This window comes from Mesorhizobium sp. M2A.F.Ca.ET.067.02.1.1, from assembly GCF_004023285.1.
GTDB lineage: Bacteria > Pseudomonadota > Alphaproteobacteria > Rhizobiales > Rhizobiaceae > Mesorhizobium.
In genome coordinates this window covers 1-18,674 of sequence record NZ_RZSB01000037.1, presented here as the reverse complement: position 1 = coordinate 18,674, position 18,674 = coordinate 1, and the positions used below count along the sequence as shown (strand labels likewise).

Sequence of the window (18,674 nt, the reverse complement as noted above, 5' to 3'; positions counted from 1 at the left end):
GCGGACTGGCCGGCTGCATCCTGACCGGGCCGCTGGTGCGGCGCGTCGGCCACGCCCGCGCCTTCATGGTGCTTTCGGCGCTGATCGCGCTTTCCAACGCGGCGATCGGCGCCGGGCCGATCCCGCTTTTGTGGATCGCCGCGCGGGCGCTTTACGGCTTCGCCATCTGCGGGCTGTTCATCGTCGCGCAGAGCTGGCTGAACGATGCCTTGCCGAATTCGATCCGCGGCCGGGTGATGGCAGTGTTCTATGTCGCTTATATTGCCGGGCTGGGCGTGGGTTACGCGACGCTCGCCTTGGTCGACATCCACTCGGCCGCCGCGTCGCTGATCGGCATCACCTTCACCGCGCTCTCCATCCTGCCGGTCGGCATGACCAGGCTTGCGCAGCCGCCGGCGCCGCAGGCGGCGTCGGTCGCGCTGCGCCGCGCCTGGCGCATCTCGCCGGTCGGCGTCGCCGGCATGCTGGCGGTTGGCGGCCTGTCGATGATCGTTTCCGGCTTCGCGCCGATCCACGCCACCGCCAAGGGCTACAACCAGGCCGATGTGGCGCTGCTGTTGTCGGCCATGCCGGTCGGCACGCTGATCCTGCAGATTCCGCTCGGCTGGATTTCGGACCGCACCGACCGGCGCTACGTGCTGGCCGGGGCGGCGGCGCTGGCGGTCGTCGCCAGCACCTTGGCCATCGTCTTCGACGGCGGCGCGCTGGTGGCGCTGGTGGTGATCTATCTGATCTGGGACGGGGCGTCGGAATCGATCTACGCGCTGTCCAGCGCGCATGCCGCCGACCGGGCCGCCAAGGACGAGCTTCTGGCGCTGTCGAGCTCGATGCTGTTTGCCTGGTCGCTGGCCGGCTTCATCGTGCCCGGCATCGTGACGGCGCTTTCCGCCGTCTTCGGCACCGCGACCTTCATCTATGTCGGGATCGTGATTGCGTCGGCCTTCTGCCTGTTCGTGCTGTGGCGCGTGGCGGCGGGCCGGCCGACACCCGCGGCCACAAGCGGCAGTTTCGCGCCGATGTCGGCGCAGACGCCGCTGCCGGTGGAACTCGCCTTCGCGCCGGACGATAAGCCCCGCCAGGATTGAGCCGCTACTGCTTGCGCGCTTCCGGCGCCGGCACTTCCGGCGGCGGCAGCGGGATCGAGATGCCTTCCCTGTCGAAGGCCTGCTTGGCGCGCTTGGTCATGTCGATCTGTGTCGAGAAATAGTCGGCGGCCGATGTCCAGTAGCGCAAGGTGAGCGAAACCGTCGCGTCGCCGACACTGGCGATGAAGGCGATCGGAGGCGGTTCGCGCCGGATGCGCCTTTCGGCGCCGGCGATGGCAAGCAGCGTCTTCTGCCCGCGGTCGATATCGTTCCACGAACCGATGCTCAAGGTCACGTCTGTGCGGCGCACGCCGTTGCGGGTGAAGTTGCGCACCGGCTGGTTCCACAAAGTCGAATTGGGCGCCAGTATGTAGACGCCCTCGGCGGTGCGCAGCTTGGTGGCGAAGAGGCCGATCTCCTCGACAGTGCCCGCAATCGCGCCGACCTCGACATTCTCGCCGATGCGGAAGGGCCTGAGCGCCAGAAGCATGATGCCGGCGGCGATGTTCTGCAGCGTGCCCTGTAATGCCAGTCCGATGGCCAGGCCGGCGGCGCCGATCGCGGCGATGATGGAGGCCGTCTGCACGCCGAACTGGCCAAGCACCATGATGACGACAAGGATCAGGATAGCGTAGCGCACGACCTGGGAGAAGAAATGCCGCAAGGTCTCGTCGAAGCCGTGGATGTGGCCGAGGCCGGCATAGATCGACCGTTCGGCAAGCCCGGCGACGAGGTAGCCGAGAACCAGCAGGATCACGGCGCCGATGGCCGAGAAGGAATAGGAAACGATCAAGGTGCTGAGCTGCGCGAGCCCGGCCTGGATGGTGATGAGGGCGCTTTGCGGGTCGGTGGGCATGGCGGGGATCCCGTTGGTCGGTGCGCCGATAACCCGCGCATTCCGGATCAGTTCCCGCTTTTCAGGCACTGCTAAAACAGCGGTCCGGACCAGGCGCGGCCGAGCAAAAGCGGCCGTCGTCTTGAAACTGCAATGGAACTCTGCCTATCTAAGTGGTGTCACCTGATTTGCATGGTGATTTGGTTGTTCTTGTTGGGAAAGGAAACACACTGAGAACAGCACTGCGGAAGAAGGCTGATATCATGCCTTCGCCGGCCGGGATCAGCGGCAACGCCGCCGCTAGCCTCGCCATCGACACAGTCCTTGCCAGTCTGGAAGACTCCAAGGCCGAAAACATCGTCTCAATCGACATCCAGGGAAAATCGAGCCTCGGCGACTATATGGTCATCGCCTCGGGCCGATCGCACCGTCATGTCTCGGCTGTCGCCGATCATCTCCTCAAGGCGCTGAAAGATGCCGGTCTCGGCAATGCGCGCGTCGAGGGGTTGGCCAGCGCCGACTGGGTCCTGATCGATTCGGGCGACATCATCGTCCATGTCTTCCGCCCCGAAGTCCGCGAATTCTACAATCTCGAAAAGATGTGGCAGGCGCCGGACCTCGAGGAAGAGACCTTGCACTGAGCCTTGATCCGCGTGCCGTGAACCATCACGGTATGCGCTGAGACAAGCTCGCCGGGGCGAGGATGAAGATCACCGTTCATGCCGTGGGCCGGATGAAGACCGGCCCCGAGAGAGAACTCGCCGACCGCTATTTCGAGCGCTTCGCCAAGAGCGGGCCCGCGGTCGGGCTGGAATTTGCCGGCATTGTCGAGGTCCCCGAAAGCCGCGGACAGAGCGCCGACGAGCGCCGCCGCGAGGAAGCCCAGAAGCTTCAGGGCCTGTTGCAGGCCGGAACCGTCCTCATCCTGCTTGATGAGCGCGGCAAGTCGCTTTCGTCGGAGGACCTTGCCGCCCGCATCGGCCAGTTGCGCGACGGCGGCCGCAAGTCGCTGGTCGTCGCCATTGGCGGCGCCGATGGCCATGACAAATCCTTACGCGAGCAGGCGGACCTGGTGCTGTCGTTCGGCGCGCTGACCTGGCCGCATCAGTTGGTGCGCGTGATGCTGGGCGAGCAGCTCTACCGGATCGGGACGATCCTGGCGGGTCATCCCTATCATCGGTCGTGAATGGCGCTTGCCATCTCCAAAAGCTGGGGATTGCTTATCCCGGCTCGGATTTTCGCCTCAAAGGCTGAACATCACTGCTGGAGTAGGGCGCTTCCAACATGGTTGATGGTTCGTTAACGAAGCGGCGGATAGGTTAGGGGCCTGATGTCTGAAGGCTGGTACCCGATCATACGCGCCTGGCGCAGCCGCTGCGGCTTGACCCTTGTCGCCGCCGTGGTCGCGCTCGGGCCGGTCCGGGCGACCGAGAACACGCTGGACGCGGCGCCGGATCCCGATCAGAGCCGGACCGAATACGAGCAGGTCTCCAAGGAGATCACGCTGTCATCGGAGCGGCTGGCCAAGCTCGCCGCCGACATCGCCTCGGTGCGCAAGGATTATGCCTCGATCACCGCGGCGCTGATTCAGTCGGCTATGACGGAGCAGAAGCTTGGCCAGGACATCGAGGACATCGGCGCCAAGCTCGAAGGGCTGAAGGACGAGGAACAGAAGCTGCGCGCTTCACTCATGGCGCGGCGCGACGTGCTGGCCGAAGTGCTCGGCGCGCTGCAGCGCATGGGGCTCAATCCGCCGCCGGCGATCCTGGTCAAGCCGGAAGACGCGCTGTCGTCGGTGCGCAGCGCCATCCTGCTCGGCGCCGTGGTGCCGGAACTGCGCCAGCAGACCGACCGGCTGATGGCCGATCTCAAGGAGCAGACGCGGGTGACGGCCTCGATCGAGGCGGAACGGGCGCGGCTCACCGCCGCCGTCACGGACCAGACGGCGGAGAAGAAGCGGCTCACCATGCTGCTCGAGGCCAAGAAGAAGCTGCAGGCCGATACCCAGACCGCGATGGCGGCCGAGCAACGGCACTCGCAGGAGCTGGCGGCGAAGGCGAGCAGCCTCAAGGACCTGATCGCTTCGCTCGAAGCCGACAAGGCGCAGGACCAGGCCAAGGCGGGCGAGCGGAAATCGACCGACAGCGACACGATGGCCTCGACGACCGAGCTCGCCGCGTTGCCGGTGCCGGAGGCCAACCGCCTCACGGGGTCGGCGCCGTTTTCGGCCTTGCAAGGCCAGATCGCGCTGCCGGTCATCGGCAAGATCAAGCGGCGTTTCGGCACCGACGATGGCAATGGCGCGGCGATGCAGGGCGACATGGTTGCGACACAATCGGGGGCCATCGTCACCGCACCGGCGGATGGAAACGTGCTTTATGCGGGGCCGTTTCGCAGCTACGGTCAACTCTTGATCCTCAATGCGGGCGATGGGTATCATGTCGTCCTGGCGGGGATGAGCAGAATCAGCGTCGCGACCGGACAGTCGGTGCTCGCAGGAGAGCCGATCGGCGCGATGGGAGAGGCCCGGGTGGCAAGCACCTCGGCCTCGCGGAATGAAAATTCGGCGTCGGAACTCTATGTCGAGTTCCGCAAGGATGGAAAACCCGTCGATCCGGCCCCATGGTGGGCGGATCGATTCTCTGGAAGGACGTGAAATGATGCGGAAACTGTCGCTTCTGTTTGCCGGCGCGCTGATGGGCGCATCGGCAATGAGCCTGGTCTACGGCACACCGGGTTCGGCGGCGAATGCTGCGGGTTCGGAAACCTACAAGCAGCTGGCGATCTTCGGCGACATCTTCGAGCGCGTGCGCGCGAATTATGTGACGCCGCCGGACGACAAATCGCTGGTCGAGAATGCCATCAACGGCATGCTGGCCTCGCTTGACCCGCACTCCTCCTACATGAATGCCGAGCAGGCGCAGGACATGCGCGTGCAGACCAAGGGCGAGTTCGGCGGCCTCGGCATCGAGGTCACCATGGAGAACGACCTGGTCAAGGTGATCACGCCGATCGACGATACGCCGGCCGCCAAGGCGGGCGTGCTTGCCGGCGACTATATCGCCAAGATCGACGGCGAAGAGGTTCGCGGCCTGACCCTCAATGACGCGGTCGAGAAGATGCGCGGGCCGGTCAACACGCCGATCAAGCTCACCATCCTGCGCCAGGGTGCCGACAAGCCGATCGAGCTGACGGTGGTGCGCGACATCATCAAGGTCAAGGCGGTGAAGTACCGGGTCGAGAACGACATCGGCTACATGAAGATCACCTCCTTCACCGAAAAGACCTATGACGATCTCGAGAACGCCATCGAGAACATCAAGAAGCAGGTGCCGAACGACAAGCTGAAGGGCTATGTGCTCGACCTGCGCCTCAACCCGGGCGGCCTGCTCGACCAGGCGGTGAGCGTGTCGGACGCATTCCTCAAGCGCGGCGAGATCGTTTCGACGCGCGGCCGCGATCCGAAGGACGTCACCCGCTTCGACGCCAAGCCGAAACAGGTCGACGACATCAACGGCAAGCCGATGATCGTGCTGGTCAATGGCGGTTCGGCAAGCGCCTCGGAAATCGTCGCCGGCGCGCTGCAGGATCTGCGCCGCGTCACGGTGGTCGGCACGCAATCCTTCGGCAAGGGCTCGGTGCAGACCATCATCCCGCTCGGCGAGAATGGCGCGCTCCGGCTGACGACCGCGCTCTATTACACGCCGTCGGGCAAGTCGATCCAGGGCAAGGGCATCACGCCCGACATAAAGGTCGACCAGCCGCTGCCGCCGGATCTGCAGGGCCGCGACCTGACTCGTGGCGAATCCGACCTCAAGGGCCACATCAAGGGCGCCGACGAGAGCTCGACCGGCTCTGGCTCGGCCGCCTATGTGCCGCCAGATCCGAAGGACGATCTGCAGCTGATCTATGCCGAGCAGCTGCTGCGCGGCGAGAAGACCGATCCGGCCTTCCCTCCGAACCCTGACAAGGCCGTGCTGAACCAGTAAGGCCGTCACGGCCGGAGCAAGGCTCTGGCCCGCCAAGCGAAGCAATGCGATGCTGCCGGGACCGCGAGGTCCCGGCAGTTTGATTCGGGGACCGCGGCTGGGGCGCCACGCGTCTGGGGTATCGCGCCGAGGATTGCGCAGGATTTCACGTTTAACGTGACATTCACGGGCGTGTTGGGAACTTAACTTGGCAGACATCGGCAAGGATATCGAACGCCCGCTTGGACAGAAGCTCCAGCCCAAGCGGCGTGCTTCTCGCGGCATCAGCGGCGGCACGCTTGCCGCTGTGCTGGCCGTGCTTGCCGTGATCGGCGTTTCCGGCGCGATCGCGTTGCGCGACAAGCCGTTCCGTAAACCGCAAGACGTGGCGGTTTCCACGCCGAAGGTTGTCGCGGCCCCCACCACACCCGCGCCGCCTGCCGCACCGGCTCCGGTTGCGGCCGCGACGCCGCAGGCCAGCACCCCGATGAAGAGCGGCGGGCCGCAGATCATCCACGTCCAGACCGAGGAAGGCGACAGTCCGCCGAAAGCGGCGATCGTCATCCGCGATCCGTCGACGCTCGGCCAGAACCTCAAGGTCGCGCATATCCCGGACGGGGCGCTGATCGAGGCCAGCGAGACCGGTCCGCTGCCGATGCGCTCCGCCGATGGCAGGCGGCCCTTCGACGTCTATGCCCGGCCGTGGTCGGGCGCGCGCGGCGCACGGGTGGCGATCGTGATCGGCGGGCTCGCCGTCTCGCAGACCGGCACGCAGGCCGCGATCGCCAAGCTGCCGGCCGAGGTGACGCTGGCCTTTGCGCCGCAAGGCAACAGCATCGGCCGCTGGATGCAGGCGGCCAGGCAGAGCGGGCATGAGATCGTCATGCAGGTGCCGCTCGAGCCGTTCGATTATCCCAACGTCAATCCCGGCCGCAACACGCTGACGGTGTCGGCCAGCGCGGACGAAAACCTGAAGAGCCTGCATTGGGCGCTGTCCAGGACCACGAACTATACCGGGGTCATGAACTATATGGGGGCGCGCTTCTCGGCCGATGCCTCGGCGATGGAGCCTTTCATGGCTGAGCTCGGCAAGCGCGGCCTTGCCTATATCGATGACGGCTCGTCTTCGCGCAGCGTCGCGCCTGACCTGGCGCTGAAGGACGGCATGCCGTTCGTCGCCGGCGACATGGCGATCGACGCCGTGCAGGACCGCGGCGAAATCCTCAAGAAGCTGGACAGCCTCGAAGCCACGGCGCGGGCCAAGGGCAGCGCAGTCGGCATCGGTTCGGCCTTCGACATCACCGTCGACACTGTGACGTCCTGGATCGCTGAGGCGAAGAAGCGCGGCATCGAGATCGTGCCGATCTCGGCTGTGGCCATAGATCCGCAAAAGGGCTAACGCTACCCGCCTCGCTGCATTCAATCCTGGAACGCTGACCCATGGCCAAGACGATCGATCCCGAAACGCTGCCTTACCGTCCCTGCGTCGGGCTGATGATCCTCAACAGAGCCGGCCTGGTCTGGGTCGGACACCGCATCGCCGAGCCGGACAGCGAGTTCGCAGGCACCACGCAGCTCTGGCAGATGCCGCAAGGCGGCATCGACAAGGGCGAGGAGCCGATCGAGGCCGCGGGCCGCGAGCTCTATGAGGAAACCGGCATGCGCAGCGTGTCGCTGCTTGCCGAGGCGCCGCGCTGGATCAATTACGACCTGCCGCCGCATCTGGTCGGCGTCGCCTTCAAGGGCCGCTATCGCGGCCAGACGCAGAAATGGTTCGCCTACCGCTTCGAGGGCGATGAGAGTGAGATCGCGATCAATCCGCCGCCCGGCGGCCACACGGCCGAATTCGACGAATGGGCCTGGCGGCCGATGCGCGAGCTGCCCGAGCTGATCGTGCCGTTCAAGCGCAAGGTTTATGAGCAGGTGGTGGCAGCGTTCCAGCATTTGACTCGCTAGACGTGGCAGGCTTGCTTCCAACTACGTTCGGCAAGCGAAGAGGTTGGCACCGTAGTCGAGATCATGCTTTGTTAATGCGGATGCGCCGCAGGCAAAGAGGCAAACATGAACCACGCGCGGCAAGCGCACTTTAGCGGAGCGTCGGCGCTGCCCCTCATCGCCCTGCCGGGCACTTCTCCCCGTATGGTGACGGGGAGAAGGGGCTGGCCGCAGCCTCGGCGCGCTTCTTGCGACGTTGGTGATTGGCGAAATCGGCGGCGACAGCGCCCCTCTCCCCGTCACTATACGGGGAGAGGATGCCGGCAGGCAGGTGAGGGGCGGCGCCAGCGTCCAAAGTCGTGCGTCGCCGCAACAATTGCAAACCGCCTGCGACGATTGCCTTGATGAGTGATGCCGAAGTGACTTCGCTGCAAACAGTCGCTGCCAATGGTTCGACGGTCAGCGAGGCGGCCGCCGGCGCGATCCTGACGATCGATCTTGGCGCCATCCGGGAAAACTATCGCCGGTTGAAGGCGCGGCTGGGCGGCGTTCGCTGCGCCGGCGTGCTCAAGGCAGACGGCTATGGACTTGGCGCCGCCCAAGTGGCCTCGGCGCTGGCGAAAGAGGGCTGCGACATCTTCTTCGTCGCGCTGCCCGACGAGGGCATCGCGCTGCGCAACGCGATCGGGCCCGGACCTGACATCTTCGTGCTGAACGGACTGCCTCCGGGTTCGGAACCGGAAGCGCAAGCGGCCGGACTTTGCCCGGTCGTCAACAGCGCCGTCCAGCTGAAGGCCTGGCGCCAGGCCGCGCGGAGCGCGGGCCGGAGCCTGCCTGCCGCCATCCAGGTCGATAGCGGCATGGCCCGGCTCGGCATGGCGCCGACGGACGTCGAGGCGGTCGCGGGCGAGGCCGGCGCCTTCGACGGCATCGACATCCGTTTTGTGATGAGCCATCTCGCCCGCGCCGACGAGCCCCAACAGGCGGCCAACGAGAAGCAGCGGCACGAATTCGACCGATTGCGCAAGATGCTGCCCGCGGCGCCCGCCTCCCTGGCCAACTCGTCGGGCATCTTTCTCGGACCTGCCTATCATTACGATCTCGCCCGTCCCGGAGCCGCGCTCTACGGCGTCAACCCGACACCCCACGAAGCCAATCCGATGCTGCCGGTGATAAGGCTGGAAGCCAAGGTGGCGCAAACGCGTGAGATCGGCGCCGGCACAGGCATCGGCTATGGCCACACCCACCAGGCGGACGGGCCGCTCAGGCTGGCGACCATTTCGCTGGGCTATGGCGACGGCTGGCACCGGCGCGCCGCCTCGGCCGCCTGGTTCGAGGGCGTGCGTTTGCCCTTCGTCGGGCGCGTGTCGATGGATTCGATCATCCTCGACATTTCGGCGCTTCCGGCAGGCAGGCTCGGCGAGGGCGACCTCGTCGAGCTCATCGGCCCCTCGCAAAGCGTCGACGACGCGGCCGGCCACGCCGGCACCATCGGCTACGAGATACTGACCAGCCTGGGCACGCGCTTCCACCGCCGCTACGTCGGCGCCTGACCGCGCCCCTTGGCGGGCGCCGCAAAATCCGGCACACAGATGAACGAGCCACAGCGCCTCCGCGTGCACGGCCCTTGAGGGAGATAGAATGAAAGTCATCGTGCTGGGCGGCGGCGTGATCGGGGTCACCACCGCCTACTTCCTCACCGAGGCCGGTCATGAAGTGACCGTCTACGATCGCCAGCCGGGGCCGGCGCTCGAAACCAGCTTCGCCAATGCCGGCGAAGTGTCGCCGGGCTATGCCTCGCCCTGGGCCGGGCCGGGCGTTCCGATCAAAGCCGTCAAATGGCTGTTGACGAAATACGGCCCGCTGGTGGTGCGGCCGGCGTTCGACCCGAATATGTGGACCTGGCTGCTGAAGATGCTGCGCAACTGCACGGCCGAGCGCTATGCGCTCAACAAGTCGCGCATGGTGCCGCTTGCCGAATACAGTCGCGACACGCTGAAGGCACTGCGCGAGGCGACCGGCATCACCTACGACGAACGGGCCAAAGGCACGCTGCAGCTCTTCCGCAAGCAGAAGCAGCTCGACGGCACCGGCGGCGACGTCGAGGTGCTGAAGAAATACGGCGTGCCCTACGAGATCCTCGACCGCGACGGCTGTGTCGCCGCCGAACCGGCGCTCGCCGCCGTGCGCGACAAACTCGTCGGCGGCCTCAGGCTTCCGGGCGACGAGACCGGCGATTGCAAGATGTTCACCGACAAGCTTGCTGAGCTCTGCGTGGCGCGGGGCGTGACCTTCGAATACGGCTCGACCATCCGGAAAGTCGTCAGGAACCGGAACCGCCTCACCAATGTGCTCACCGACAGCGGATGGAAATCCGCCGACGCCTTCGTGATGGCGCTGGGCAGCTATTCGGCGCAATTCATGCGCAAGCTGGGACGACCCATTCCGGTCTATCCGGTCAAGGGCTATTCGATCACCGTGCCGATCACCAATGCCGAGGCCGCGCCGGTGTCGACCGTGATGGACGAGACCTACAAGGTGGCGATCACCCGGCTCGGCGACCGCATCCGCGTCGGCGGTACGGCGGAGATTTCGGGCTATGATCTTCGCCTGCATGAATCGCGCCGCCGCACGCTCGAACACTCGGTCGGCGATCTTTTCCCCGGCGGCGGCGATCTCAAGGCGGCGAGCTTCTGGTGCGGCTTGCGGCCGATGACGCCGGACGGACCGCCCTTGGTCGGACTGAGCGAGGTCGCCAATCTCTATCTCAACACCGGCCACGGCACGCTCGGCTGGACCATGGCCTGCGGCTCGGCCAAGGTGCTGGCCGACATCATGTCCAACCGGGTCCCGGAGATCAACGCGCGCGATCTGAGCCCGGAGCGGTATCTGAAACCTATTTAAGCGCGCTGCTCGGTATGGAATCGAGACGGCGCGCTTCAATCCCTCAGAACGCCTCTCTGACCCAATTGTCGCTGAACAGCAGGCGGTAGGCCCAGCCGATCGTGACATTGGTGGCGACCGGCCGTGAATGCGCAACGTAATCCTGGTAGATCGGCTTCATCCTGGCGTAGAAGGCCGGATCGAGCACGACCATGCCGTTCTCCGAGTCATGGAAGAAGCTGCGGTTGTTGAGGTTGACCGATGAGATGGCGACCAGCCTTTCGTCGATCATCATGATCTTGGAATGCAGCACGACGTCGGGCGCCTTGAACTCGCGGATGTCGATGCGATCGCCATATTTCTCGACGAACAGCTTGTTGAGCGCAGTGAGGAAGCGGCCACCGATATCGCCCTTGAGGTCGATGCGGCCGACGACGTCGATCTTCACGCCCCTGGCCAGCGCCCCGTCGAAGGCGCGGGCGATATCGGGCGTCAGGTTGAGGTAGGGATTGACGATCTCGATGCGATGCTCGGCGGTGTCGATCAGCTCGACGAAATAGGCCTCCAGCGCGTGCCCATCCTCATAGGGCACGGAAATGAAATGCCGCGCCACGCCGCGCGGGGCCGCCCGGGAACGGACCGGAATGGAGAACGGCCGCGACAGGTTGGTGTCGGCGTCGCGCAGCCAGATGGTCGACAGATGCGCGGCCAGCGTCTCGACCGTCGCCGGGTCGGCGATCTCCATATCGAAGTCGCTCCAGTTGGAATAGTAATTCAGCGAGAAGCCGTCGGTCTTGCCGTATTGCTCGAGGTCCGGATAGCGGGTCAGGTCGACCGGCCGATGGAACAGGAAGCCGTCATGGATGTTGCGGCCGCCGATGATGACGCGCGAGCGCCCGGGCTGTTCGGCCAGCGTCGCCAGCATCTTGACGTGATGGGTCTTGTGCAGCTGTGAAATCTGCTCGTCGAACGGCGCGCCGTGATCGGCCTGCCAGCGATATTCCTGCAATTCGACATTGGGAAACTCCGATGCCAGGCGGTGGAGCATGGCGTCGTCCTTCTCCCGCTCGAGCACGTCGGTCACCAGGATGCGCACCTTGGTGCCGAGCGCTGCGTGATGGCGGATCAGCCGCTCCATCACGCGGCCGGAGAAATCCGCCTTGAATTCCAGTGACGACAGATAGATCAGCCTGAGTTTCGGGGCGTGGGAGAAATCGAGCGGCAGCTCTGGGTCGGCTTTGTCGAAGGCGCTGTCCGGCAGCCTCTTGCCGAGCAGGGCCTCGACCTTGGCATTGAAGCCGTCGCGCGACTTGCGCAGCAGGGTCGGCGATCCCAGCGGCAGCGCGCAGGTCTGCGACAGCCAGCGGCTCGCATAAAAGACACGGTCGAGTTCTTCCATCCCCGCCGGATCGGGCACCGGGCAGCGGTCGTAGCGGCTGTCCAGAGCCGTGATCCAGGGATCGGCGGTCTCCTCGCGCAGCAAGGTCAGCGGCGCGCCCGCCGGCGCCAGGGCGGAGCCGACGCGCAGATCGCAGCGGGTCAGTGCCTGGTCCGGAAACAGGCTGACGGAGGTTTCGGCGACCGGGAGGCTCAAATGGAATGGCGCGGCCGCGGCGACGGTCATGGATCGGCCTGGTGCGCGGATCGCGAGCCGGCCGTTGCAGGTGCCGCCGATGTCGACAGGCTGCTGGCCTGCCTGGCGCAGCACGATCTCGACCGAGCGCGCCTGCAGGCCGGAGAAGCTGAAGGTCTTGGGCGCCGAGGGCCGCGCGGCGGCATCGAGATAGAGGGTCTGGCGAGACATGCGCCAGCGCCCCGCGAAATGGGCTTGGCCCGGCTTGCCTGGGGTGGGCGCGAGTTCCGTGTCGTCGAGCGGCCTCGCTAACCCTTGCAGCGCCGGATAGGTCGCATGGAAGCCGCTGTTCTGGACATCGCGCCAGTCGCGGCCGAAGCGGCCAGTGCCGTTGGCGCGGTCGAGCGCATCGAGACGGCTCTGGGCGAGCAGCGCCTGGAACCGTTTCTCGTAGGCGCTGTTGCCGTCGCTGGCGAAATAATGCGCTGTAGCGATCCCGGCGCCGGTGCTGTCCGCCGAGACGGGCAGGCGGTCGCAGGCGTCGTCGCCCGGAAAGAAGGCGCAGGCCGAATGTCCGGGCATGCCGGCGCAGCCGGCCAGCACCGTCAGCGCCAGTCCAAGCAATGCCTTGGCGACGGCAGACCCGAGGCTCATCCGGCTGCTCCGCTCACGGCTTTGAGCTCGGCGGGGTCGCGCGGCGGCAGGAAGCCTTGCGGAAAGATCCGGCAGACGGGAAAGGCGAAGGTGGCGATCAGAAGTTCGGCCTCGTTGCGCATCTTGCGCGGCGCCGTCCTGTCGTCTCGAATTTTCCGCGCTGAAGCGACCAGCTCGCCGTCGCAGTCGCAATGATTGTGTCTTGCAATGTAGCAGGCGTCATGGACCCGGCACGCGGCATCGAGGCGGTCGACGGGCCTTGCCGACAGATCGCCGGTGCGCGTGCCCGGGCCGCAATAATTGCCGATGACGAAAGGCGAGGGCCGCGACATGGCATAGCGGACCGGCTTCGGCAGCTCCGCCTCCGGAACCTTCGCCCAGGGATTGGCGCAGTCCGACAGAAAAAGCAGCGGCAGAATGGCAAGAACGGCTCGCATTTCCCCGCCGGCGTTTCGAAGATTATCCCCAGAGCGTTTCACCGTTTCACCGTTTCACGGAAACGGCGAACCGCTCTATCTTTTTGTTCTGACGCAATTCCTAGAATTGCTTTGGCGCCCGGTCACGGCATGACCAGGCGCGCAGGTGCCACAGTGGCTGAATTTGTGGCGCAGGCAAGGCGGCAACGACCAACTGCCTGTGATAAGATCGGCGGCAGCGAGGGGACTTTGCAATGCGTCTTTTTCCAGTGGCGGCGACCGCATATCTGGCCTGCGCCGCGGCGGCGCTTGCCGCGGACAAGACCTTTCATGATAGGGAACACGGCTTTTCGCTGACCTATCCCGAGGAATGGGCGAGTGAAACCGCCTTTGACAACACCATCCGGCTCAAGCTCAAATCCGGCGAAAAAGGCCTGACCTGCAGGGTTTCGCAAAATGCCTACGATCCGACCGCTCCGGACAATCCGCCTGATGTCAGGGCGTTCATGGAGAAAGACTGGCAGATGAGCAACTGGCAGACCACGGTCGGCGTCGCCTATCAGTCTGCCAGCTTCAGCCAGGACAGGCTGGCGCATTTCGCGGACGGCTATCCGGTGCGGATCGCCGATATGGATTTCCACTATGCCGATGACAATGTCAGCTTCTACGGCCATTCCCGCATCGCGCTGACGTTGCGCAGCTCGCATTACGGCTTCATCGATTGCGGGGTCACCGGCGACAGCGCCGATGAGGCGACGCGCAAATGGGCGCCGCTTGCGGATCAGGCCGACAAGATCGTGAGCTCGTTCGTGCTCGACGCGGATTAGGCGAACAGGCCGCGTTCGCGTTCCACCGCCTTGGTGATGAAGTTGGCGACGAGCTGGACGCGGCGCAGCGGTCGCACCGATTCATGATAGACCAGCCAGTAGGCGCGGCGGATCGGCGCGACGATGTCGACCGGTACCAGCTCCGGCATCGAACGGGCGACGAATGTGTGCAGGATGCCGATGCCGGCGCCGGAGCGCACCGCTTCGGCCTGGCCGAGCGCCGAGGAGATGGCGAAGCTGGTGCGCCATTCGGGGCTGAATTCGGCGGCATAGTCGAGCGAAGGGCTGACGATGAGGTCCGGCACATAGCCGATCAGTGTGTGCCGGGCGAGCTCGGCCGGCGTTTTGGGCAGGCCATTGGCCTCGGCATAGGCGCGGGAGGCGAAGAGGCCGAGCGTGTAATCGACCAGCTTGCCAGCCACCAGCCGGCCTTCTGTCGGCCGCTCGACGGTGATCGCGATATCGGCTTCGCGCCTGGACAGCGAGAAGGAGCGCGGCACCGGCACAAGCTGGATGGTGAGCTCACGGTGCTGCGCGGTCAGTTCGCCCAGCCGCTTTGCCAGGAAGGCGACGCCAAATCCGTCGGGCGCGCCGATGCGCACGGTTCCCGAAACGTCGTCGCCCTCGCCGGCAATGGTCGAGCGCGCGGCGATCATATCTCCTTCCATGCGCTCGGCGATGTCGAGGAAGCGTTCGCCGGCCGGCGTCAGCTCGCTGCCGGTGGTCAGGCGGCGGAAGAGCTTTGTGCGAAGCGCCTCCTCGAGCGCGGCGATGCGGCGCGAGACGGTGGCGTGGTTGAGCTCCAGGCGTTTCGCTGCGCCAAGGATCTGGCCGGCTCGCGCCACGGCGAGGAAAATGCGGACGTCATCCCAGTTCATGGGGGTGGTCCTGGTGATAACAACCAAGGCCGCGTTCTGTCGCGCCCCCCTCTGTCCTGCCGGACATCTCCCCCACGAGGGGGGAGATTGGATGCCGCGCCGGCTTTCGCCAATCACCAGCGTTGCAGGAGATGGTGCCGGCGGCAAAGCTGCTGATCTCCCCCCAAGTGGGGGAGATGTCCGGCAGGACAGAGGGGGGCGCGAAGGAACTCAATCTGTCGTCCTTGCGCGGATATCTTGCGGTGCTGTCATTTGCGACAATTAATGCACACTTCACTGCCGCTGTCTATTTTCCGCACAACGGTTGCGATCTTCCTCGCGTTGCCATCGCCGCCGCAAAGGCAGACAATGGAACCATCACCAAATCCAGGGAGAGAAACATGATCGAATACGGTCATTTCATCGGCGGCAAGCGTGTCGCCGGCACCAGCGGCCGCAAGCAGGATGTGATGCAGCCGATGGACGGCTCCGTGCGCGGCACGGTGGCGCTGGCCTCGCAGGCGGAATTGCGCGCCGCGGTCGAGAACGCCAAGGCGGCGCAGCCGAAGTGGGCAGCCACCAACCCGCAGCGCCGCGTGCGCGTGCTGATGAAATTCCTCGAGCTGGTCGCCCGCGACTATGACGAATTGGCCGACATCCTGGCGCGCGAGCACGGCAAGACCATCGCCGACGCGCGCGGCGACATCCAGCGCGGCCTCGAAGTGGTCGAGGTCTGCATCGGCGCGCCGCACATGATGAAGGGCGAGTACACCGACGGCGCCGGCCCCGGCATCGACGTCTATTCGATGCGCCAGCCGCTCGGCGTCGTCGCCGGCATCACCCCGTTCAACTTCCCGGCCATGATCCCGTTGTGGAAGATCGCGCCGGCCATCGCCTGCGGCAACGCCTTCATCCTGAAGCCGTCCGAGCGCGACCCGGGCGTGCCGCTGCGTATCGCCGAGCTCTTCATCGAGGCCGGCCTGCCCGAGGGCGTCCTCAACGTCGTCAACGGCGACAAGGAAGTGGTCGACGCCATCCTCGACGATCCAGACATCAAGGCCATCGGCTTCGTCGGCTCGACACCGATCGCCCACTACATCTATTCGCGCGGCACCGCATCGGGCAAACGCGTGCAGTGCTTCGGCGGCGCCAAGAACCACATGATCATCATGCCCGACGCCGACATGGACCAGACGGTCGACGCGCTCATCGGCGCCGGCTACGGCTCGGCCGGCGAGCGCTGCATGGCGATCTCGGTGGCGGTCCCGGTTGGCAACGACACCGCCAACCGGCTCATGGAAAAGCTGGTGCCGCGCGTCGAAAGCCTGAAGGTCGGCCCCTCGACGGATTCTTCCGCCGATTTCGGCCCGCTGGTGACGGCCCAGGCGCTGGAGCGCGTGAAGGGTTACGTCGATATCGGCGTCAAGGAAGGCGCCAACCTCGTCGTCGACGGCCGCGGCTTCAAGATGCAGGGCTATGAGAACGGCTACTATATGGGCGGCTGCCTGTTCGACAACGTCACCGCCGACATGCGCATCTACAAGGAAGAAATTTTCGGGCCGGTGCTCTCGGTGGTGCGCGCGCCGCGCTACGAGGATGCCATCAAGCTCGCCAACGACCACGAGATGGGCAACGGCGTTGCCATCTTCACCCGCGATGGCGACGCGGCGCGTGACTTCGCCAGCCGCGTTCAGGTCGGCATGGTCGGCGTCAATGTGCCTATCCCGGTTCCGATCGCCTATTACACGTTCGGCGGCTGGAAGGCGTCTTCCTTCGGCGACCTCAACCAGCACGGCCCGGACGCGTTCCGCTTCTACACCAAGACCAAGACGGTCACCTCGCGCTGGCCGTCCGGCATCAAGGACGGCGCCGAGTTCGTCATCCCGACGATGAACTAGCCGGACGGTTTCCTGCTTGCGCGTCCTCGCCTTCGGCTGCGGGCGCGCTGGCGGGCATCAAGGACGGCGCGGAGTTCGTCATTCCAACGATGAACTGAGCGGACGGTTTCCTGATTGCGCGTCCTCGCCTTCGGCTGCGGCGCGCGGCAGGCATCAAGGACGGCGCGGAGTTCGTCATTCCGACGATGAACTAGCCGAACGGTCTTCTAAGAGACTTCAATGAAGCGCGGCGCCAACCGCGCTTTCTTTTTATGCTGCGTCGACCCTCTCGCTTCTCGGTTCCATGTCCAATCCAGGGCATTATTCCAAGAACGGCACGTCGAGAGCGTATCCGCGCCTTCCAAAATTCCATCGCCGTGTGATGGAACCAACAGACCGGTATCCGCCTTAGGCTGTATTCCTGCCATGCGTGCAGGCAACCGAACAGCGCCGGTGGCAGCCGGGGTTCTCGTCTGGCGCGAGGAGGTGTCAGATGACACGATTTGTTGTGGCGGCAATGTTGGCGACGGCGGCGATCACCCTTGGAGCCGCCCCGGCAAGCGCGGCGGCGCAATGCGCGGCCCGCGCCGACATCATCAAGGCGCTGGGCGACAAGTTCCACGAAACCGAGGCCGGGCGCGGCCTGATCAATCCGAACGTCGTGCTGGAGATCTTCGTTTCCGATCAGGGCAGCTGGACGGTTCTTGCCTCCGACACCAAGGGGCAAAGTTGCGTTCTCTCGGTCGGCGAGGGCTGGGACAGCCCGACGATCAGGGCGGCGATGCCGGGCGCCTGAACGAAGGCTGTGCCGCAGCGAGCCTGGCGGCGGGATGCCGCTCAGACCGTCGGTATCGTACCGCCGTCAATGACATATTCGGCGCCGTGGATCGCCGATGCGCGATCCGAAACCAGGAAGGCGACCAGCTCGGCGATCTCCCGCGGCCATGCCGGCCGGCCGATCGGGATGCCGCCCAGTAATTGCCTGAGACTATGCCCGCTACCCGCCATGCGTTGCCATTGGCCGTCGCGTCGGCGACTTCGACCGTCACCCGGTATTTGCGCGTAGTCCTTTCCATCCAGGCCAGGATAGCGGCCGATCCGCGATGTACCTCGCCTTCGTCCCGGACCGTGGCATCCGTCGAGAACGGGAGCAGCATGCCGTCGATGTCGTGACGGTTCTTGGCGGCTAAATAGATCGTCAGCGGCCTGGGAAGGTCTATGGCCATGGCTTGTCTCCGTGTGTGTTGCCGGCGCCGTTCGAGGCGCGTGGCGCTTGCTCGGCCGTTAAGATGAGGTATGCTGTGGAAATGACAAGAACCGACAAAAAAGTAAGGTACTTACCTGAAAGTGAGCCCGAGCTTCTGACGCCTTCGTCCGGGGCGATCGGCGTCGAGAACGTGCTGCGCATTCTCGAAGGCCGGTGGAAGCTGGTGATCCTGTTTCACCTGTTCGGCGGCAAGGTGCTGCGCTTCTCCGATCTCGAGCGGGCCATTCCCGCGATCTCGCAAAAGATGCTGATCCAGCAACTCAGGCAGATGGAAGCCGACGGCATCGTGCGCCGCATCGTCCATCACCAGGTGCCGCCGAAGGTCGAATACTGTCTGACCGACTGGGGTCAGGCGCTGTGCCCGGCTCTCGATGCCCTGTTGAAGTGGGCGGCTCGGAAGGAGCCTGCCGAAGGCTGATCGATCGCCTCACCGCGACTTGGCCGCGGCGACACGCGCCGCGAAGGGGTTGTCGGCGGCGATGGCCAGCGCTTCATAG

17 protein-coding genes and 2 pseudogenes are annotated in these 18,674 nt (G+C 65.3%); 13 read left to right on the top strand and 6 right to left on the bottom strand.

Going from position 1 to position 18,674, the window contains the following annotated elements:
• Nucleotides 1-1,085: MFS transporter (locus EOA28_RS05970; protein ID WP_128314704.1), on the top strand; the 1,085-nt coding region annotated here is incomplete at its 5' end.
• Nucleotides 1,086-1,089: 4 nt separating this feature from the next.
• On the opposite strand, the gene EOA28_RS05965 is transcribed toward EOA28_RS05970, so the two are convergent.
• A complete protein-coding gene (locus tag EOA28_RS05965) occupies nt 1,090-1,941 on the bottom strand; it encodes a mechanosensitive ion channel family protein (RefSeq protein WP_127253371.1) in 852 nt (283 codons plus the stop codon).
• A 242-nt stretch (nt 1,942-2,183) separates the two neighbouring features.
• Here EOA28_RS05965 and rsfS point away from each other — a divergent pair, with 242 nt between their 5' ends.
• From rsfS to EOA28_RS05920, 8 genes are all read left to right on the top strand, one after another.
• Complete coding sequence (gene rsfS / locus EOA28_RS05960) at nt 2,184-2,561, top strand: ribosome silencing factor (protein WP_126080694.1); 378 nt, start codon at nt 2,184-2,186, stop codon at nt 2,559-2,561.
• A gap of 62 nt (nt 2,562-2,623) precedes the next feature.
• Entirely contained in the window at nt 2,624-3,106 is a 483-nt protein-coding gene (rlmH, locus tag EOA28_RS05955) for a 23S rRNA (pseudouridine(1915)-N(3))-methyltransferase RlmH (RefSeq protein ID WP_126080695.1), read from the top strand.
• Between the two features lie 144 nt (nt 3,107-3,250).
• Nucleotides 3,251-4,576 carry a murein hydrolase activator EnvC gene (locus EOA28_RS05950; protein ID WP_127253372.1) on the top strand — a complete coding sequence of 442 codons (1,326 nt, stop codon included), beginning with the start codon at nt 3,251-3,253 and terminating at the stop codon, nt 4,574-4,576.
• 1 nt (nt 4,577) lies between these two features.
• Entirely contained in the window at nt 4,578-5,909 is a 1,332-nt protein-coding gene (locus tag EOA28_RS05945; RefSeq protein ID WP_042645671.1) for a S41 family peptidase, read from the top strand.
• Nucleotides 5,910-6,096: 187 nt separating this feature from the next.
• On the top strand, nt 6,097-7,287 hold the full coding sequence (locus tag EOA28_RS05940; protein WP_127253373.1) for a divergent polysaccharide deacetylase family protein: 1,191 nt from the start codon (nt 6,097-6,099) through the stop codon (nt 7,285-7,287).
• A gap of 41 nt (nt 7,288-7,328) precedes the next feature.
• A complete protein-coding gene (locus tag EOA28_RS05935; RefSeq protein WP_127253374.1) occupies nt 7,329-7,844 on the top strand; it encodes an RNA pyrophosphohydrolase in 516 nt (171 codons plus the stop codon).
• A 383-nt stretch (nt 7,845-8,227) separates the two neighbouring features.
• Nucleotides 8,228-9,376: an alanine racemase gene (alr, locus tag EOA28_RS05925; RefSeq protein WP_127386117.1), complete on the top strand. Its 1,149-nt coding sequence runs from the start codon at nt 8,228-8,230 to the stop codon at nt 9,374-9,376.
• A gap of 88 nt (nt 9,377-9,464) precedes the next feature.
• The gene (locus EOA28_RS05920; RefSeq protein WP_127249648.1) at nt 9,465-10,727 is read left to right on the top strand and encodes a D-amino acid dehydrogenase; all 1,263 of its coding nucleotides are present in this window, start codon (nt 9,465-9,467) and stop codon (nt 10,725-10,727) included.
• Between the two features lie 43 nt (nt 10,728-10,770).
• Here EOA28_RS05920 and EOA28_RS05915 read toward each other — a convergent pair whose 3' ends face one another.
• Together EOA28_RS05915 and EOA28_RS05910 are read right to left on the bottom strand one after the other, a co-directional pair.
• Nucleotides 10,771-12,933, bottom strand: coding sequence for a phosphatidylserine/phosphatidylglycerophosphate/cardiolipin synthase family protein (locus tag EOA28_RS05915; RefSeq protein ID WP_127249647.1), 2,163 nt, complete (start codon nt 12,931-12,933; stop codon nt 10,771-10,773).
• Nucleotides 12,930-13,370 carry a hypothetical protein gene (locus EOA28_RS05910; protein WP_127249646.1) on the bottom strand — a complete coding sequence of 147 codons (441 nt, stop codon included), beginning with the start codon at nt 13,368-13,370 and terminating at the stop codon, nt 12,930-12,932. The genes EOA28_RS05915 and EOA28_RS05910 overlap by 4 nt, the downstream gene beginning before the upstream one ends.
• A gap of 233 nt (nt 13,371-13,603) precedes the next feature.
• Between EOA28_RS05910 and EOA28_RS05905 the strand changes: the two genes are divergently transcribed.
• A complete protein-coding gene (locus EOA28_RS05905) occupies nt 13,604-14,176 on the top strand; it encodes a hypothetical protein (RefSeq protein ID WP_128314703.1) in 573 nt (190 codons plus the stop codon).
• Here the strand turns inward: EOA28_RS05905 and EOA28_RS05900 are convergent.
• Entirely contained in the window at nt 14,173-15,054 is an 882-nt protein-coding gene (locus EOA28_RS05900; RefSeq protein ID WP_127249644.1) for a LysR family transcriptional regulator, read from the bottom strand. The genes EOA28_RS05905 and EOA28_RS05900 overlap by 4 nt on opposite strands.
• A 380-nt stretch (nt 15,055-15,434) precedes the next feature.
• Between EOA28_RS05900 and EOA28_RS05890 the strand changes: the two genes are divergently transcribed.
• Both EOA28_RS05890 and EOA28_RS05885 read left to right on the top strand, forming a co-directional pair.
• Nucleotides 15,435-16,931 carry a CoA-acylating methylmalonate-semialdehyde dehydrogenase gene (locus EOA28_RS05890; RefSeq protein ID WP_127249643.1) on the top strand — a complete coding sequence of 499 codons (1,497 nt, stop codon included), beginning with the start codon at nt 15,435-15,437 and terminating at the stop codon, nt 16,929-16,931.
• Between the two features lie 472 nt (nt 16,932-17,403).
• On the top strand, nt 17,404-17,706 hold the full coding sequence (locus EOA28_RS05885; protein WP_126080706.1) for a hypothetical protein: 303 nt from the start codon (nt 17,404-17,406) through the stop codon (nt 17,704-17,706).
• A gap of 41 nt (nt 17,707-17,747) precedes the next feature.
• Here the strand turns inward: EOA28_RS05885 and EOA28_RS41100 are convergent.
• Nucleotides 17,748-17,885, bottom strand: a pseudogene (locus EOA28_RS41100) (SDR family oxidoreductase); the annotation flags it as partial.
• A pseudogene (locus EOA28_RS41095) lies at nt 17,873-18,067 on the bottom strand (nuclear transport factor 2 family protein); the annotation flags it as partial. The pseudogenes EOA28_RS41095 and EOA28_RS41100, both read right to left, overlap by 13 nt.
• A gap of 150 nt (nt 18,068-18,217) precedes the next feature.
• Here EOA28_RS41095 and EOA28_RS05870 point away from each other — a divergent pair.
• Nucleotides 18,218-18,595 (top strand): winged helix-turn-helix transcriptional regulator, encoded by a 378-nt coding sequence (locus EOA28_RS05870; protein WP_127249642.1) that lies wholly within the window; start codon nt 18,218-18,220, stop codon nt 18,593-18,595.
• Nucleotides 18,596-18,674: the final 79 nt, after the last annotated feature.

Excerpts from the sequence above, each read along its gene's own strand:
- EOA28_RS05900 (WP_127249644.1), bottom strand. The coding sequence starts at position 15,054 with ATGAACTGGGATGACGTCCGCATTTTCCTCGCCGTGGCGCGAGCCGGC.
- EOA28_RS05915 (WP_127249647.1), bottom strand. The coding sequence starts at position 12,933 with ATGAGCCTCGGGTCTGCCGTCGCCAAGGCATTGCTTGGACTGGCGCTG.
- EOA28_RS05885 (WP_126080706.1), top strand. The coding sequence starts at position 17,404 with ATGACACGATTTGTTGTGGCGGCAATGTTGGCGACGGCGGCGATCACC.
- EOA28_RS05910 (WP_127249646.1), bottom strand. The coding sequence starts at position 13,370 with ATGCGAGCCGTTCTTGCCATTCTGCCGCTGCTTTTTCTGTCGGACTGC.
- alr (WP_127386117.1), top strand. The coding sequence starts at position 8,228 with ATGAGTGATGCCGAAGTGACTTCGCTGCAAACAGTCGCTGCCAATGGT.
- EOA28_RS05920 (WP_127249648.1), top strand. The coding sequence starts at position 9,465 with ATGAAAGTCATCGTGCTGGGCGGCGGCGTGATCGGGGTCACCACCGCC.
- EOA28_RS05870 (WP_127249642.1), top strand. The coding sequence starts at position 18,218 with ATGACAAGAACCGACAAAAAAGTAAGGTACTTACCTGAAAGTGAGCCC.
- EOA28_RS05965 (WP_127253371.1), bottom strand. The coding sequence starts at position 1,941 with ATGCCCACCGACCCGCAAAGCGCCCTCATCACCATCCAGGCCGGGCTC.
- EOA28_RS05945 (WP_042645671.1), top strand. The coding sequence starts at position 4,578 with ATGATGCGGAAACTGTCGCTTCTGTTTGCCGGCGCGCTGATGGGCGCA.
- EOA28_RS05950 (WP_127253372.1), top strand. The coding sequence starts at position 3,251 with ATGTCTGAAGGCTGGTACCCGATCATACGCGCCTGGCGCAGCCGCTGC.
- rsfS (WP_126080694.1), top strand. The coding sequence starts at position 2,184 with ATGCCTTCGCCGGCCGGGATCAGCGGCAACGCCGCCGCTAGCCTCGCC.
- EOA28_RS05905 (WP_128314703.1), top strand. The coding sequence starts at position 13,604 with ATGCGTCTTTTTCCAGTGGCGGCGACCGCATATCTGGCCTGCGCCGCG.
- EOA28_RS05890 (WP_127249643.1), top strand. The coding sequence starts at position 15,435 with ATGATCGAATACGGTCATTTCATCGGCGGCAAGCGTGTCGCCGGCACC.
- rlmH (WP_126080695.1), top strand. The coding sequence starts at position 2,624 with ATGAAGATCACCGTTCATGCCGTGGGCCGGATGAAGACCGGCCCCGAG.
- EOA28_RS05935 (WP_127253374.1), top strand. The coding sequence starts at position 7,329 with ATGGCCAAGACGATCGATCCCGAAACGCTGCCTTACCGTCCCTGCGTC.